This is a genomic window from Streptomyces sp. GbtcB6 (assembly GCF_019091475.1).
Classification (GTDB): domain Bacteria; phylum Actinomycetota; class Actinomycetes; order Streptomycetales; family Streptomycetaceae; genus Streptomyces; species Streptomyces hyaluromycini.
The window spans coordinates 213159-226648 of the sequence record NZ_JAGXJL010000013.1 but is presented as its reverse complement, the minus strand read 5'-3'; the positions used below and the strand labels follow the sequence as shown (position 1 = coordinate 226648).

Annotated in this window: 15 protein-coding genes and 6 tRNA genes; 8 read left to right on the top strand and 13 right to left on the bottom strand. The window is 70.4% G+C overall.

The annotated features are described in order from the left end of the window. Position 1: 1 nt before the first annotated feature. The 5 genes from KVT45_RS23545 to KVT45_RS23525 form a co-directional block, all read right to left on the bottom strand. Positions 2 to 874 carry a carbohydrate ABC transporter permease gene (locus KVT45_RS23545; protein ID WP_217550536.1) on the bottom strand — a complete coding sequence of 291 codons (873 nt, stop codon included), beginning with the start codon at positions 872 to 874 and terminating at the stop codon, positions 2 to 4. After that, positions 871 to 1845, bottom strand: coding sequence for a carbohydrate ABC transporter permease (locus tag KVT45_RS23540; RefSeq protein ID WP_217550534.1), 975 nt, complete (start codon positions 1843 to 1845; stop codon positions 871 to 873). The genes KVT45_RS23545 and KVT45_RS23540 overlap by 4 nt, the downstream gene beginning before the upstream one ends. Continuing rightward, a complete protein-coding gene (locus tag KVT45_RS23535) occupies positions 1845 to 3131 on the bottom strand; it encodes an extracellular solute-binding protein (protein WP_217550532.1) in 1287 nt (428 codons plus the stop codon). The genes KVT45_RS23540 and KVT45_RS23535 overlap by 1 nt, the downstream gene beginning before the upstream one ends. 733 nt (positions 3132 to 3864) lie before the next feature. Further along, positions 3865 to 3936 (bottom strand) — tRNA-Val (locus tag KVT45_RS23530). A 76-nt stretch (positions 3937 to 4012) separates the two neighbouring features. Further along, positions 4013 to 4477: a TIGR02611 family protein gene (locus KVT45_RS23525; protein WP_217550530.1), complete on the bottom strand. Its 465-nt coding sequence runs from the start codon at positions 4475 to 4477 to the stop codon at positions 4013 to 4015. Between the two features lie 191 nt (positions 4478 to 4668). On the opposite strand from KVT45_RS23525, the gene KVT45_RS23520 reads away from it, so the two are divergent. Together KVT45_RS23520 and KVT45_RS23515 are read left to right on the top strand one after the other, a co-directional pair. After that, entirely contained in the window at positions 4669 to 5082 is a 414-nt protein-coding gene (locus tag KVT45_RS23520; protein ID WP_004002642.1) for an SsgA family sporulation/cell division regulator, read from the top strand. A gap of 271 nt (positions 5083 to 5353) precedes the next feature. Further along, the gene (locus KVT45_RS23515) at positions 5354 to 5914 is read left to right on the top strand and encodes a CGNR zinc finger domain-containing protein (protein ID WP_089103201.1); all 561 of its coding nucleotides are present in this window, start codon (positions 5354 to 5356) and stop codon (positions 5912 to 5914) included. Positions 5915 to 6037: 123 nt separating this feature from the next. On the opposite strand, the gene KVT45_RS23510 is transcribed toward KVT45_RS23515, so the two are convergent. Next, complete coding sequence (locus KVT45_RS23510) at positions 6038 to 6187, bottom strand: hypothetical protein (RefSeq protein ID WP_217550528.1); 150 nt, start codon at positions 6185 to 6187, stop codon at positions 6038 to 6040. Positions 6188 to 6444: 257 nt separating this feature from the next. Next, positions 6445 to 6900 (bottom strand): hypothetical protein, encoded by a 456-nt coding sequence (locus KVT45_RS23505; protein ID WP_217550526.1) that lies wholly within the window; start codon positions 6898 to 6900, stop codon positions 6445 to 6447. A 519-nt stretch (positions 6901 to 7419) separates the two neighbouring features. Here KVT45_RS23505 and KVT45_RS23500 point away from each other — a divergent pair. Next, positions 7420 to 7938, top strand: a complete 519-nt coding sequence (locus KVT45_RS23500; RefSeq protein ID WP_217550524.1) for a DsbA family protein — start codon at positions 7420 to 7422, stop codon at positions 7936 to 7938. Positions 7939 to 7944: 6 nt separating this feature from the next. Here KVT45_RS23500 and KVT45_RS23495 read toward each other — a convergent pair whose 3' ends face one another. From KVT45_RS23495 to KVT45_RS23485, 3 genes are all read right to left on the bottom strand, one after another. Continuing rightward, positions 7945 to 8769, bottom strand: coding sequence for a GNAT family N-acetyltransferase (locus KVT45_RS23495; protein ID WP_217550522.1), 825 nt, complete (start codon positions 8767 to 8769; stop codon positions 7945 to 7947). Positions 8770 to 8847: 78 nt separating this feature from the next. Continuing rightward, entirely contained in the window at positions 8848 to 9669 is an 822-nt protein-coding gene (locus tag KVT45_RS23490) for an aminotransferase class IV (RefSeq protein WP_217550520.1), read from the bottom strand. 11 nt (positions 9670 to 9680) lie between these two features. Further along, positions 9681 to 10739 (bottom strand): chorismate-binding protein, encoded by a 1059-nt coding sequence (locus KVT45_RS23485; RefSeq protein ID WP_217550518.1) that lies wholly within the window; start codon positions 10737 to 10739, stop codon positions 9681 to 9683. 178 nt (positions 10740 to 10917) lie between these two features. Here KVT45_RS23485 and KVT45_RS23480 point away from each other — a divergent pair. The 5 genes from KVT45_RS23480 to KVT45_RS23460 all read left to right on the top strand — a co-directional run bounded on the left by KVT45_RS23480 (position 10918) and on the right by KVT45_RS23460 (position 11387). Then, positions 10918 to 10990: transfer RNA gene (locus tag KVT45_RS23480), tRNA-Gly, on the top strand. A gap of 38 nt (positions 10991 to 11028) precedes the next feature. Continuing rightward, a tRNA-Cys gene (locus tag KVT45_RS23475) sits at positions 11029 to 11102 on the top strand. A 1-nt stretch (position 11103) separates the two neighbouring features. Then, positions 11104 to 11175: transfer RNA gene (locus KVT45_RS23470), tRNA-Val, on the top strand. 34 nt (positions 11176 to 11209) lie between these two features. Then, positions 11210 to 11281, top strand: a tRNA-Val gene (locus KVT45_RS23465). A 34-nt stretch (positions 11282 to 11315) separates the two neighbouring features. Beyond that, positions 11316 to 11387 (top strand) — tRNA-Val (locus KVT45_RS23460). 49 nt (positions 11388 to 11436) lie between these two features. Here the strand turns inward: KVT45_RS23460 and KVT45_RS23455 are convergent. The 3 genes from KVT45_RS23455 to KVT45_RS23445 all read right to left on the bottom strand — a co-directional run bounded on the left by KVT45_RS23455 (position 11437) and on the right by KVT45_RS23445 (position 13415). Then, entirely contained in the window at positions 11437 to 11748 is a 312-nt protein-coding gene (locus tag KVT45_RS23455; RefSeq protein WP_089103196.1) for a zf-TFIIB domain-containing protein, read from the bottom strand. 155 nt (positions 11749 to 11903) lie between these two features. Continuing rightward, positions 11904 to 12824: a phosphotransferase gene (locus KVT45_RS23450; RefSeq protein WP_217550516.1), complete on the bottom strand. Its 921-nt coding sequence runs from the start codon at positions 12822 to 12824 to the stop codon at positions 11904 to 11906. 414 nt (positions 12825 to 13238) lie between these two features. Beyond that, positions 13239 to 13415 (bottom strand): hypothetical protein, encoded by a 177-nt coding sequence (locus KVT45_RS23445; RefSeq protein ID WP_046726640.1) that lies wholly within the window; start codon positions 13413 to 13415, stop codon positions 13239 to 13241. Between the last annotated feature and the right edge of the window lie 75 nt (positions 13416 to 13490).

Genomic DNA, 13490 nt, shown 5'->3' with positions numbered 1-13490 from the left:
ATCAGCCCTTCAGTCCGGAGGTCGCCATTCCGTCGATCAGATAGCGCTGGAAGGCGAGGAAGAACAGCAGCACCGGCAGCAGCGCGACCAGGGACATGGCGATCATCCCGCCGTAGTTGGCCGCCACGCCGTCGGAGTCGCGGAACATCATCAGGCCCAGCGAGACCGTGTACTTGCCGGGCTCGTTGAGATAGATCAGCGGGCCCATGAAGTCGTTCCAGGCGTTGATGAAGGTGAAGATCGCGCTGGTGATGAGGGCGGGCCGGCACAGCGGCAGCACGATCGACCAGTAGATACGGAAGTGCCCGCAGCCGTCGAGCCGGGCCGCCTCGTCGAGTTCCCTGGGCAGGTTCCGCATGAACTGCACCATCAGGAAGACGAAGAACGCCTCGGTGGCGAGGTACTTGCCGATCAGCAGCGGGGCGTAGGTGTTGATCCAGCCCAGCTTCTGGAACATCACGTACTGCGGGATCAGCAGCACGTGGTACGGCAGCAGCAGGGTGCCGATCATCAGGGAGAAGAGCAGGTTGCGGCCGGCGAACCGGATGCGGGCGAAGGCGTAGGCGGTCAGCGAGCAGGAGACCAGCACGCCGACGACGGCGCCGACGGCGTAGAAGAGGGAGTTCTGGAAGAACGTCCAGATGCCGATGTCCGCTATGCCGTCGGCCAGGCCCTTGAAGTTGGACAGGATCGGGTGGGACGGGAACAGCTGGAGGCTGTTGATGATGTCCTTGCTCGGCTTGAAGGACGCCCCGATCACCCAGACCACCGGGTAGAGGATGACCGCGAGGATCGCCAGGGCGCCGAGGTGCCAGCCGAGGGACCCGGTCCGGCGGCGGCTCAGCAGGGGCGGCTTGGTGGTGGTCGCGCTCATCGGGCGTCCTCCTCGTAGTGCACCCACTTCTTCTGGGACCAGAAGAGGACGGCCGTCACCAGGGCCACGGCCAGCAGCAGCATCCAGGCCATCGCGGCGGCGAAGCCCATCCGGGCGTTCTGGAAGCCCTGCTGGTACAGGTAACAGGTGTAGACGAGCGTGGCGTCGGCCGGTCCGCAGTAGCCGTTGGAGACGACGTAGGCCGAGCCGAAGATCTGGAAGGAGTGGATGGTTTCCAGGAGCACGTTGAAGAACAGCACCGGGGAGATCATCGGCAGGGTGATGTTCCAGAACCTCCGCAGCGGCCCGGCACCGTCCATCTCGGCCGCCTCGTAGAGCTCCCTCGGCACCTGCTTCAGCCCGGCCAGGAAGATGACCATGGGCGCGCCGAACTGCCACACGGTCAGTGCGACCAGGCAGTACAGCACCCAGTCGGCGTTGCCGACCCAGCCGCCGACGTGCCAGCCGAAGAAGGTCTGGGTACGGTCCACGATCGCGTCGTCGGAGAACAGGGACCGCCAGACGAAGCCGACGGAGACGCTCGCGCCGATGAGCGAGGGGGCGTAGAAGGCGGCCCGGTAGAAGGCCTGGCCGCGCCGGCTCTGGGCCAGGAGCATCGCCACCCCGAGCGCGAGCAGCAGCTTCAGCGGGGTGCCGATGACCACGTACTTCGCGGTCACCTCCACCGACTTCTGCCAGCGGGGGTCGTCGAACATCTTGGTGAAGTTGTCGAACCCGACCCACTTCGGGGTGTTGAAGAGGTTGTAGTCGGTGAACGCGAAGTAGAGCGAGGCGACCATCGGACCGGCGGTCAGCAGCAGGAAGCCCGCGATCCAGGGGGACATGAAGAGGTAGCCGGCGAGGTTCTCGCGTCGGCGGCCGGGCCGCCGCCCCCTGGTGGCGGGGGCGGCCGAGCGCGTCTTGCGGGCGGTGGGCAGGGAGTCCTCGACAAGCGTCACGGCCGGTCCCATCAGGCCTGGAAGGCGGCCTCGGACTCGGTGAAGAACTGCTTCACCGCGTCCGCGACCTTGGTCTTGCCCTGGCCGAGGTCGCCGCCGATGCGCAGGAAGGCGGCCTCGATGGTGTCGGCACCGGAGGGGTGCGGGGTGATCGTGCCGAGGACGCCGGCCTTGGCGGTGTCGGCCTCGTACTGCGCGATCTCCTTGTTCACCGCGTCCGTGGGCTTGAACGCCGCGTACTGCTCGGTGCTCGCGAGAATGCCCCGGTCGTAGCCCATGATCGTGCCGACCTCGGGGTCGTGGACCATGAAGTCGATGAACTGCGCGACCTCCTTGGGATGGGCGGTGCGGGCGGAGGCGCTCAGCATCAGGGAGGCGAGGTACTGCCCGGTGTGCTTGCCGTCCATGGTCGGGATCGGGGCCAGGCCGTACGTGCTGTTGCCTTCCGCCGAGTAGCGGACGGTGAAGTTGTCCCAGGTGAACTCCGAGGCGCCGTGCCCGGCGGAGAGGGAGGACTTGGGGGTGTCCTGCTGGACGACCTTCGGGTCCGTGACGATGCCGGCCTTGACACGGCTGTAGCCGTCGGCCCACCACTCCGTCAGGTCGGCCTTGTCGAAGCCGAGCCCGTCGGCGGTGTAGAACGCCTTGCCATTCTGGCGGAGGTAGAGGTCGTAGAGGTACATGATGGCGAAGTAGCCGGTGTCGCCCGCGACCTTCGTCTTGTCATGGATGGTCTTCAGGGCCTTGAAGTAGTCGTCCCAGGTCCAGCCCGTGTGCGGCTCCACGCCGGCTTTCTCGAAGACCTTCCTGTCGATGACCAGCGCCATGGTGTTGGAGCCGACGGGGATTCCGAGCTGCTTTCCGTCGACCTCGCCGACCTTCGTCACTCCGGCCCGGAAGTGATCCAGGCTCAGATTTCCTGCCTGAACCTGTGACTTGAGATCGAGGAGAATTCCTCGCTTGTCGTACTTCCGGAGAAAGGTGACGGCATTTTGGAAAACGTCCGGGGGATTTCCACCGGCGGCCTGCGTCTGGAACTTCTCCCAGAACGACGCATACGTCTGAAAGTCGGTCTTGACCTTGATCTTCGGGTACTTGTTCTCGAAGAGAGCGATGGTCTTGTTGATCTTCTGCGCGCGTTCCTCGGCACCCCACCACGAGTAACGGATCGTCACCGTTCCATCCCCGGAACCGCTTCCGCCGCCACACCCGGCCGTCGCCGCGACCCCGAGCGCGGCAGCCGAGGCTCCGGCCGCCTTCAGGATGGTCCGCCTCTCCACATTCCTGCTGGTTCCCACAGTCGGGCCCCTCCCCGCAGCGTCGCCGACGCCTGCATGAATCGTTTCAAGTAAGCGCTTGCTGGCACAAGGTACGGAGGGGCCGGTGAGGCGTCAATGATTCGCACAGGAATTTCTTGTGGGCGGGGGCGGCGGGGCCGGGCGGTGGGGTGGGGGTACGGGGATTGCGAGGTGGGTGACCTCGCAGGTGACGGACATACGGTCGACGGGTCGAACGCGAAGTGGCTTGCGGGAGGCGGGGGTTACGGCTTGGCTTCGGCGAGCGGTCCGGGCCGGGCCGAGCCGGGCGGCGGGAGTCGACGGGGGTCGACGGGGGTCGGGACGCACCGGGGCACGCTTGCCGGCCCTCGGCACCGGCACTCTGCATCCGGGTCGCACACCTCCGACCACTACCGCCGGGTACACCCCACTCGGCAGGTCCGGCCACGGAGATCACCCACCGACCGCGTTCGCCAGCACCACCGCCACCGCCACCGCACCTGAACGACAGTCGCCGTACGGAGCTCGACCGTCGCCGTACGGCGCTCACCGGCCCCCGCAAGGGCGCTCACACCCCCGCCAGCCGACCCCGCACCGCCTTCGTCACCCCCGGGCCCCGGTCACGCCGCGCGAGGTGGCCATAGCCGCCCCAGCCCAGCCCTCGGGGCCCGGAGCGCCGAGCGCCGAGGCAACCGTGGCCCTTGAAAACGACCGCGGCCCACCTGCTCTCTGGCAGGTGGGCCGCGGTTCCGGGTGGGCGATACTGGGTTCGAACCAGTGACCTCTTCGGTGTGAACGAAGCGCTCTCCCACTGAGCTAATCGCCCGGGCGCACGGAGAACATTACCCCATGTCAGGGGGTGCCCCCGACCAGTCGCCGGGGGTCTGCGGCCGGTGGCCGGATCACTCCTCGATCTTCCAGGGCATCACGATCCCGAACCTGGAGAGATAGATCCCCACCCCGGCCGCCACGACCACCAGGCCGATCGCCGTGAGCGTGATGTTGCGGCGGCGCACCTTGGGATCGAGGGCCTTCTGGGCCGCCTCGGTGACCTTGCGCTTCGTCCAGCGCAGCACCAGCTGGGCCCAGACGAACTCGGTCGCCCAGATCGCCATACCACCAAAGATGATCACCCAGCCCGGCCCCGGCAACGGCAGCAGGACGATGCCCACAACCACCACCGCCAGACCGACCGCGAAGACTCCGACCTGCCAGCTCAGGTGCAGTGCCCGGCGTGCCTTGATGAACTCGGGCGCCCGCGATCCGAGCCCCCGCTCGGCGCGTGCCCGGTCCGTCGTCGTTCCGTCCACCTCGCTCCCGTCCGAGGTCGCGGCGACCTCGCCCGGTTCGTTACTCCCCGTATTCATACGACCAAACCCTACCTGAGCGATTCAGGTCACCGGAATGGTCGTAGATCGCGTCCGGGTTCTCGGCCGGAAGAGTTACGTAAAGGCACGCAAAACACGCAGAGGGGTTTACAACGGCACCGTAGGTGGCATGTCGATTTCGCCGACGTGCGAATCCCCGAGCGCACACTGAGCGAAAGGCCCTGGCGCTTATGAACACCACGGTCAGCTGCGAGCTGCACCTGCGCCTCGTTGTGTCGAGCGAGTCCTCCCTGCCTGTCCCCGCAGGCCTGCGGTACGACACGGCCGACCCCTACGCCGTGCACGCCACCTTCCACACCGGAGCCGAGGAGACCGTCGAGTGGGTGTTCGCCCGCGACCTCCTCGCCGAGGGGCTGCACCGCCCCACCGGCACCGGCGACGTCCGCGTCTGGCCGTCCCGCAGTCACGGTCAGGGCGTCGTGTGCATCGCCCTGAGCTCCCCGGAAGGGGAAGCTCTGCTCGAAGCCCCGGCGCGAGCCCTGGAATCCTTCCTGAAGCGAACAGACGCCGCCGTGCCGCCCGGCACGGAGCACCGGCACTTCGATCTCGATCAGGAGCTCTCCCACATCCTGGCGGAGAGCTAAGGCACCGCCCCTGAAAGCCGCCCGGCGCCGTCCACTCGGGGAGACGGCTCGGGCCAAGACAACCGCATACGGCAGCACCGGCGCCGCCACCGTGTTTCGGTCACGGGGCGGCGCCGGTGTGTCCGTACGCCCCGTGGAACCTCCGGGAGGCGGTGAGCGTTCTACCGGACAGCCGTGAGTGGGGCAGGGCACGGTGCGGAGCCGCCGTATGTCGCTACCATCGGCCACCATCGGCGGGCGCCCGCCCGACCCTCAGGCCAGGGAGCGAAACGTGCTGATCACCCACGACACCCGGTGTTCTCTCGACGCCGTGGTGGATCTGGTGAACACCGCACCGGAGGACGACACGGCGGCGGACGGACTGCCCGATGTCGCGGCTCTCCAGGATTTCGTACGAAACCACGACATCAGCGATGTCGGCGTGCTGTCGGAGTTCGATCTGTCGGCAGTCCGCAAGATCCGCGGACGGTTCGCGGGGATCTTCGCCGCTCCCGACGCCCGGACCGCCGCCGGGATGATCAACGAGCTGGTCGCGGCCGCGGGCACCACGCCCCGGCTCACGGACCACGACGGCTACGACTGGCATGTGCACTACTTCGCGCCTGGCGCCTCGATGGCCGACCATCTCGCCGCCGACTGCGGGATGGCGCTCGCGTTCTTCGTGGTCGCCGGGGAGCAGGAGCGACTGCGGCGCTGTGAGGCCCCGGACTGCCGACGCGCCTTCGTCGACCTCTCCCGTAACCGTTCGCGTCGTTACTGCGACAGCCGGACCTGCGGAAACCGCCTGCATGTCGCCGCGTACCGGGCGCGCCGCAAGGAGGCGGCCGGCTGATCCCGGAGACGTCGGGGACGGCCACCCGGTGCGGGATGCCCGATCAGCCCCGGTCGGGCGCGGTCGGGTGCGCAGATGCCGACGCCGGTCCCGGCGGGTGGCGCCGGGACGGGCGGGTACGGCTCACAGCCACAGCAGGTCGTGCAGCGCAGCCATGAGGAGCAGACACCCGATCACCGCTAGGAAGATCATCAGCGGTGGCTGGGAAAGGGCGAAGAGGCACCCGCGGGGCTCGTCCTTCGGCGCGGCCTCGCTCTGTTTCGTGTCCAGCATCTCGCGGCGATGATGTCCCAGCAGGCACCCGCCGCGCGATCAACACGCCCGGAATGGGCGGGAGTTCGTCGAATTCCGTGATGTCCGTTTCACTTCCGCTCGCACCCTGAACACTTCCGCGCGCGCCACAGCCGCACTGTGTCGTTTCAATGCCTCATGTGACTGTCATATGCATGCGCCCGCAACCCGGCTGAACAGCACCGCGCCGACGCACTGCCGGGCGCCGTCCGGCGCGCCCCGCCCGTCGCGGCGGAGTGTCATATTCCGTGCTTCTTGAGAATGGCCTCGATGTCGCTGAAGTCCTCGCCCGAGCCGGTGCTGCGGGGCGCCGCCGTGGGCCTGGTCGCCGGGCGGGTGGCCGGACTCAGGGACGGTGCCGACGAGGCTGGGGCGACGGCGTCGCGCTGTGCGCCCCGGGCGGCTGCCTTGCGCTCGGCGCGGGTGCCACGGGTGCCGCCGCGCCGGCGCTCCACCGCGCGGGTGGTGGCGAACAGGGCCCAGGCCGCCCCGAGCACTCCGAAGCCGGCCCAGGCGGTGGGGCTGAAGGCGGTGTCGGCGAGCCAGCCGACCACGCCCGTCATGACCAGGCCGACGGGTACGAGGGAGTAGGCGGCGATGCGGGCCGCTGCCAGGTACCGCTTGCGATAGGCGGTGACCACGGCGATGCCCAGACCGGCCGCGGACACGGCGGAACAGACTGTCTCGGCGATCATCCGGTCCTCCTGCTGGCTGGGTCGGGCGGGCGGGGCGGGGTGCGGAGTGCGCGCGCTGCTTCGCCCCTTCCATCGTGCACCGCCCGGCCCGTGCGATCCATGCCCGCGCCCGACAATCAGGGGCATCTCGGGGTCCTCTCCGGGTCACCTCCACCCCAGGGACGAGCCACGACCACACCCACTGCGGCCGCCACGGCCGGCCCTCGCAGCCGACCGCCACCGGTCCCAGCTGCCCACCACCGCCGGTCCGACAGCCGGACACCGCCCGAACCACCGACCGCCGCCCCGTCTCCGCCCCGGACACCGCCCGTCCCCGCCGACGGCAGCCGCCCGCCCCGGCAACCGACCGCCGCCCGAACCACCGATCGCCGCCCACCGCCCACCGCCGCCGACGACAGCCGCCGTCCCGGCCGCCGGCCACTGTCCGTCCCGGCAGCCGGCCACCGGTCGTCCCCGTCGGCAGCGGACGCGTGTCGGCTCGATTGGGTCGGTGGAGCGTGGCCTGGAAGACTGGTCGTCATGAACGACTCCCCCGCGCACACCGACGCCCTGGTCCTCGACGTCTGGTGCGAACTCCAGTGCCCCGACTGCCGCAGCGCCCTGGACGACCTCCGTGCCCTGCGTGCCCGGTACGGCGACCGGCTGGAGCTGCGGCTGCGGCACTTCCCGCTGGAGAAGCACAAGCACGCCTTCGCCGCCGCGCAGGCCGCCGAGGAGGCCCTGGAGCAGGGGAAGGGCTGGGAGTACGTCGAGGCGGTCCTCGGCCGGGTCGAGGAGCTGGACCGCAAGGGCGAGCCGTTCCTGGTCGAGGTGGCCGGTGAACTGGGCCTGGACGCCGAGGAGTTCGATACCGCGCTGGTCGACGGCCGACACATCCTGATCGTCGACGCCGACCAGGCCGAGGGCAAGGCCATCGGCGTGACAGGCACCCCGACCTATGTCATCGGCGGCGAACTCCTCGACGGCGGCAAGAGCCAGGAGGGCCTGCGCGAGCGCGTGGCGGAGATCGCCGACCGGCTGCTGGCCGGGCAGGAGTGACCGGGCTCAGATCAGGTCCTTGTGGAGGACGTACGACACGGTGACGTACCCCAGCGACTCGTAGAGCCGTTCGGCCGGGGTGTTGCCGGCGAACACGTTGAGGCCGAGGACGCGTCTGCCGGCGGCGATCGTCTGGTTCTCCGCCAGCAGCATGAGGGTGCGGCCGTGCCCCCGGCCGCGGTGGGCGGCGTCGGCCTCGACGTCGTACACCCAGGCCCTGTCGTCCCGGAAGGCCACCCATAGGACGCCGACGCGGGTCCCCTCGTGTTCGAGGACGCTGAACTGCATGCCCTCCGTGGCGAGCCCTCGCGGCAGCAGCTCCTCGTGGCCGATCCTGGAGTTCTCGTACGCCTCGGTCTCGGGCACGCCCAGCTCGATCCACACGCGCGCGTAGTGCTCGGACTCGTAGGCGAGCCACGCCTCGTACTCGGCCTCGGTCATGGCGCGGCCCAGGCTGCCCGGCGGCAGGGCGGGCGGGGTGTCGCCGAGCTGTTTCGACATGCTCCGGTTGCGCGGGACGTAGCCGAGTGCCTCGACGAGATGCAGCGCCGGCTCCGCGGCGGCGGGCACGTACACCTCGATCTGCCGGCAGCCCCAGCCGCGTGCCACCTCCTCCGCGGCGAGCGCGGCCACGGTGCCCCGGCCCCGGCGGCGGTCGGGCTCCTCGATGCGCAGGTCGACGATCCGGGCCACGCGAGCGCCGAGATTCCGCGAGGTGCCGAGGTGGAGGGTGCCGACGGGCCTGCTGTTCACGCACACCTGGAAGTGGCGGGAGAGCTCCCCGTCGGCGCCGTGCTGGAGCGGCTCGGTCGGCCGCAGGGTCGTGGTCATCAGGGGTGTTCTACCCGCCTGGGACGCCGACGTCAGCCCAATAAGGCCGCATCCCGCAAAGCCCCGCGGGAAGGGATCTCACGGGTCCAGGTCCTCGCCCGACCGCTCGTCGAAGATGCGCATGGCCTTGGCGGTCACCGGGCCGGGGGCGCCGGGGAGTTCGCGGTCGTCGACGCGGTGCACGCCCTGGACGTCGCGCAGGGTGGAGGTGAGGAAGATCTCGTCGGCCCGCTCCAGGACGTCCAGGGGCAGGTCGGTCTCCCGGGCTCCGGTCCACTCGACGGCCAGGGCGCGGGTGATGCCGGCCAGGCAGCCGGAGGCGACCGGCGGGGTGTGGATCTCGCCGTCGAGGACGACGAAGACGTTGGAACCGGTGCCCTCGCAGAGCTGCCCGACGGTGTTGGCGAACAGGGCCTCGGAGGCGCCGTGTTGGTGGGCGCGGGCCAGGGCGACGACGTTCTCGGCGTACGAGGTGGTCTTGAGGCCGGTGAGCGCGCCGCGCTCGTTGCGGGTCCAGGGGACCGTGATCACGGCGGTGGAATCGGCGCGGCGGCCGGTCTCGCCCAGGGCGACCACGAGGGTGGGGCCGTGGTCGCCGCGGTCGGAGCCGAGGGGGCCGTGACCGCCGGTGTAGGTGATGCGCAGCCTGCCCAGCGGCATCGGGTTGGCCGCGAGGACCGCCTCGCAGGCCCGCCGGACCTCGTCGTGGTCGGGATCGGGCAGGCCGAGGCCCCGGGCCGAGCGGGTCAGCCGGTCGAGGTGGCGGGTGAGCGCGAAGGGCCGGCCCGCGGTCGCCTTCACCGTCTCGAAGATGCCGTCCCCCACGGTCAGCCCGTGGTCGAAGACCGAGACACGCGCGGACTCGACGTCCTGCAACCCGCCGTCCAACCAGATCTTCACTGCTCTCTACCTCACAAGTCAGTGCCGGATGCGTCGGACCGGCCGTTCACGTCATACGTACCCGACGCTACCGCGAGCAGCCTGGCGGCCTTCAGCTCGGTCTCGCGCCATTCACCCTCCGGGTCGGAACCCCAGGTGATCCCGGCGCCGGTGCCGAACCGCAGCACGCCCGCGCCGCGGTCGATCCAGAAGGTGCGGATGCCCACGGCCAGCTCGCCGACGCCCCGGTCCGCGTCCACCCAGCCGATGCCGCCGCAGTACGGGCCGCGCGGCGCGGTCTCCAGGGCCTCGATGATCCGCAGGGCGCTCGACTTCGGCGCGCCGGTGACCGAGCCGGGCGGGAAGGCGGCGGCGAGCAGCTCGGGCCAGCCGGCGTCCGCGCCCAGCTCGCCGCGGACCGTGGAGACGAGGTGGACCAGCCCCGGATGCTTCTCCACGGCGCACAGGTCGGGGACGGTCACCGTGCCGGTGGCGCAGACCCGCCCGATGTCGTTGCGTACCAGGTCCACGATCATCACGTTCTCGGCGTAGTCCTTCTCCAGGAGGTCCGCCTCGGTACGGCCGGTGCCCTTGATGGGGCCGCTCTCGACGGTCCGCCCCGTCCGGCGCAGGAACAGTTCGGGCGAGGCGGTGGCTATCTCCACGCCGTGCTCCGGGAGGCGAATCGTTCCGGCATACGGCGCCGGGTTGCCGCGGGCCAGCAGCGCGGTCAGGGCGTCCACGTCGGCGTCCGGGGCGACCGGCGCGGACAGCACACGGCAGAGGTTGGCCTGATAGACCTCGCCGGCCGCGATGTGCGTGCGGATCCGCCGCACCGCCGCCGTGTACGCGGCGCGGTCGAGGGACGACGTCCAGTCGCCCTCCGCCGGCCCCCGCCACTTCCCCGGCACCGGCGCGGGCACCGGCTCCTCCCGTACGTCGCCGAAACGGGCGCAGGTCAGCCGGCCCTCGAAATCCGCGCATACGGCCCAGAAACCGGCGGACTCCAGGGCCGCCGGATCGGTCGTGACGTCGAGCAGGCCGGTGGCGACGCGGTCCCCGAAGCGGGCGAGCGGAGGGTGATGGAGCACGTCGTCGAGTCTATGGCGGGTGTCCTGGGGGTGACCCGGGCATGTCGTCAAGGGGGCCCTGACCACCTCATCCGTCGGGTCAGGCGCAGCACGCTGCGCAAACGCGTTTTTGTGCTGGCCCGGGAATCCGCTAGAGTTCAACACGTCGCCGGGACGCGAGAGCGGACCGAAACGACAGGCGGACGTAGCTCAGTTGGTAGAGCGCAACCTTGCCAAGGTTGAGGTCGCGAGTTCGAGCCTCGTCGTCCGCTCGAAGGAATCAGGGGTCTTCCCGATCCCCTACACTCCTGGTGGAGTGGCCGAGAGGCGAGGCAACGGCCTGCAAAGCCGTCTACACGGGTTCAAATCCCGTCTCCACCTCCAAGGACGATTAGCTCAGCGGGAGAGCGCTTCCCTGACACGGAAGAGGTCACTGGTTCAATCCCAGTATCGTCCACTGGATCTTGGCCGGAAGGCCGTGGATCTGCCCCGCGCGATTAGCTCAGCGGGAGAGCGCTTCCCTGACACGGAAGAGGTCACTGGTTCAATCCCAGTATCGCGCACGCAGTACTCGTGATCTTCGGGTCACGGTCCCGAGGACGATTAGCTCAGCGGGAGAGCGCTTCCCTGACACGGAAGAGGTCACTGGTTCAATCCCAGTATCGTCCACACAGCAAAGAGCCCCGGCCGTCTCCACGGCCGGGGCTTCTTCGTGCGATCAGCTGGAGAAGAGCATGTGCGCCCAGCTCTTGTTGTGGCCGTGGTGGCCGCCATGGCCGCCGTAGTGCCCGTGGCCGCCGCCGTGGTGACCGCCGCCGTGCTGCGGGGCGCCCCAGGCCGGCGCGGGCGGGGCCGGGTACGCCTGCGGAGCCGGCGGCGGGACCGGCTTGGACCACTGCGCCTCCAGCTGGGTCAGCGCCTCCAGCTCGCCGTAGTCGAGGAAGATGCCCCGGCAGCCGCTGCACTGCTCGATCTGGACGCCGTTGCGGTTGTAGGTGTGCATCGGCGCATGACACTTCGGACACTGCATGGTCGGCTCAACTCCTCGCCGGTAAAAACTGCTTCACGTTCTCCCAGGACAGACTCCGTCCGACCCTGGTCGGTTGCAGCCTACTTCGGAAAATCGCGCGTCAACCGGGCGGGGGGCAAGGCCGTTCCGGGACCGCGCAGGGGTTCATTTCGGGATCATTCCGGAGCCATCCGGGCACACGCGTCGATCAGGGACTGCTCCACCTCGTCCAGGGGCCGGTCCGCCACGAGCGCCTTGGCGAGATAGCGCGCACCGGTCTGGACGGTGAGGGCGCGGGCCGGGACGTCCAGGGCGGGCCAGGGGTCGCCGTCCCCTGGTACGGCCGGACCGCCGGCCGCGCGGTAGGCGGTGAGGAAGCGGGTCCACTCCTCGGGCGGGAGGAGACCGCAGGCGTACCAGGACGCGGGTCGGGCGAGGTCCCACGCGGGGACACCGACGCCGAGATCGTCGACGTCGATGAGCCGCCACGGGCCGTCCGGCGCCGGGTGCCGGACCAGCTGGCCGAGGTGCAGGTCGCCGTGGCAGAGGGTGCGGGGGCCGGGCATCGGGGCCTCGGCGCGGGCCCAATCGGGCAGCGCGGCCCAGGCACGGAGGACGGGCGGGGCGGCGAGGTGGGCGCCTGCGCCGGCGAGGGCCTCCCGGAGCCGGGCTATCGCATGGGCCGCCTTGGCGGGGCCGCGCATCGGGGGTGTGGCGGGGGCGGGTGGGGTGCGGTGCAGCAGGGCGAGGAGGGTGGCGGCGGCTTCCCAGGGGGCGGCGTCCGGGGCGTCGGGGTCCACGGGGGCGCCGTACGGCCAGAGGGTGACCGGGCGGTCGTCGACGAAGGCGGCGGGGGCCGGGGTGAGGGGCGGGAGGAAGACGCCGGGGAGGCGGGCGGCGGTGGCCAGCCGGAGGGTGAGGGCGGTGGGGTCGGTGTCGGGGGCGTGGGCCTTGGCGACGGTTTCCGCATGGCGGAGGACCGTGGTGTCGGGGCGGTGGGCGAGGGTTGTGGTGGCGCCGCAGTGGCAGGGGGCCGCGTCGGGGTGGGCGGCGGCTCTGATCCTGGCGGTGAGTTGGGGCAGTACGTCTGCGGTCATGGGGTCCCCCGGGAGGTGCGGCTGTGCTGCGGTGAGGGTACGTCGGTGCGGTGGGCCGGGGTGGGGGGCGCTGTACCGGGGTTTCGCTCGCCCGCGCTTGCGGGGTGCCGCTGCGCCCGCCCGTGCCGCCCTGGGGGCACCTCCGCCCTTAAGGCACTGGGGGAGGCACGACTGCCCGCAGCTATGCGAGACAGGGCTGGGCAGCGCCCCGTAAGGGGCGCGGGGAACTGCGTGACAAGCCCCCACCGGCCCGCAGCCGGAATCCACGGCGCAAGGTGTCCATGCAAAAAAAGCAATGCCGGCGCAGCTCCCCAGCTGCGCCGGCATTTTGCCGTCCGCCGCACCCCCGTCCCCACGGGGTTTCATGGGTGGATGTCCCCGCCCGGACCGCTCTTCCGGGCCTGGGGTCGCCGCTCAGCGCCCCAGCATCACTCCCACGGACGACGCCTGTGTGGCCACTGTCTCCCAGCCGTCGAAGACGAGGAGGAGCAGGGCCGCCAGGGGAAGGGCCATCAGGGTCGCCACCAGCGGGTGGCGACGGCCCTGTCGGCGGGGGCGGGTGGTGTGTGTCCGCTGTGCCGTAAGGGCCATGGTCCCTCTCCTGACCGTGCTCAGTTGTCGTTGGCAGCGGCGGGTGTCTGACCTCGGGGGACGAGTGCTGCACCC

What these genes read in the sequence shown, in the direction of transcription:
- KVT45_RS23545 (WP_217550536.1), bottom strand. Translation starts at nt 874, where the DNA reads ATGAGCGCGACCACCACCAAGCCGCCCCTGCTGAGCCGCCGCCGGACC.
- KVT45_RS23540 (WP_217550534.1), bottom strand. Translation starts at nt 1,845, where the DNA reads ATGGGACCGGCCGTGACGCTTGTCGAGGACTCCCTGCCCACCGCCCGC.
- KVT45_RS23525 (WP_217550530.1), bottom strand. Translation starts at nt 4,477, where the DNA reads ATGAATACGGGGAGTAACGAACCGGGCGAGGTCGCCGCGACCTCGGAC.
- KVT45_RS23520 (WP_004002642.1), top strand. Translation starts at nt 4,669, where the DNA reads ATGAACACCACGGTCAGCTGCGAGCTGCACCTGCGCCTCGTTGTGTCG.
- KVT45_RS23510 (WP_217550528.1), bottom strand. Translation starts at nt 6,187, where the DNA reads ATGCTGGACACGAAACAGAGCGAGGCCGCGCCGAAGGACGAGCCCCGC.
- KVT45_RS23505 (WP_217550526.1), bottom strand. Translation starts at nt 6,900, where the DNA reads ATGATCGCCGAGACAGTCTGTTCCGCCGTGTCCGCGGCCGGTCTGGGC.
- KVT45_RS23500 (WP_217550524.1), top strand. Translation starts at nt 7,420, where the DNA reads ATGAACGACTCCCCCGCGCACACCGACGCCCTGGTCCTCGACGTCTGG.
- KVT45_RS23495 (WP_217550522.1), bottom strand. Translation starts at nt 8,769, where the DNA reads ATGACCACGACCCTGCGGCCGACCGAGCCGCTCCAGCACGGCGCCGAC.
- KVT45_RS23455 (WP_089103196.1), bottom strand. Translation starts at nt 11,748, where the DNA reads ATGCAGTGTCCGAAGTGTCATGCGCCGATGCACACCTACAACCGCAAC.
- KVT45_RS23450 (WP_217550516.1), bottom strand. Translation starts at nt 12,824, where the DNA reads ATGACCGCAGACGTACTGCCCCAACTCACCGCCAGGATCAGAGCCGCC.
- KVT45_RS23445 (WP_046726640.1), bottom strand. Translation starts at nt 13,415, where the DNA reads ATGGCCCTTACGGCACAGCGGACACACACCACCCGCCCCCGCCGACAG.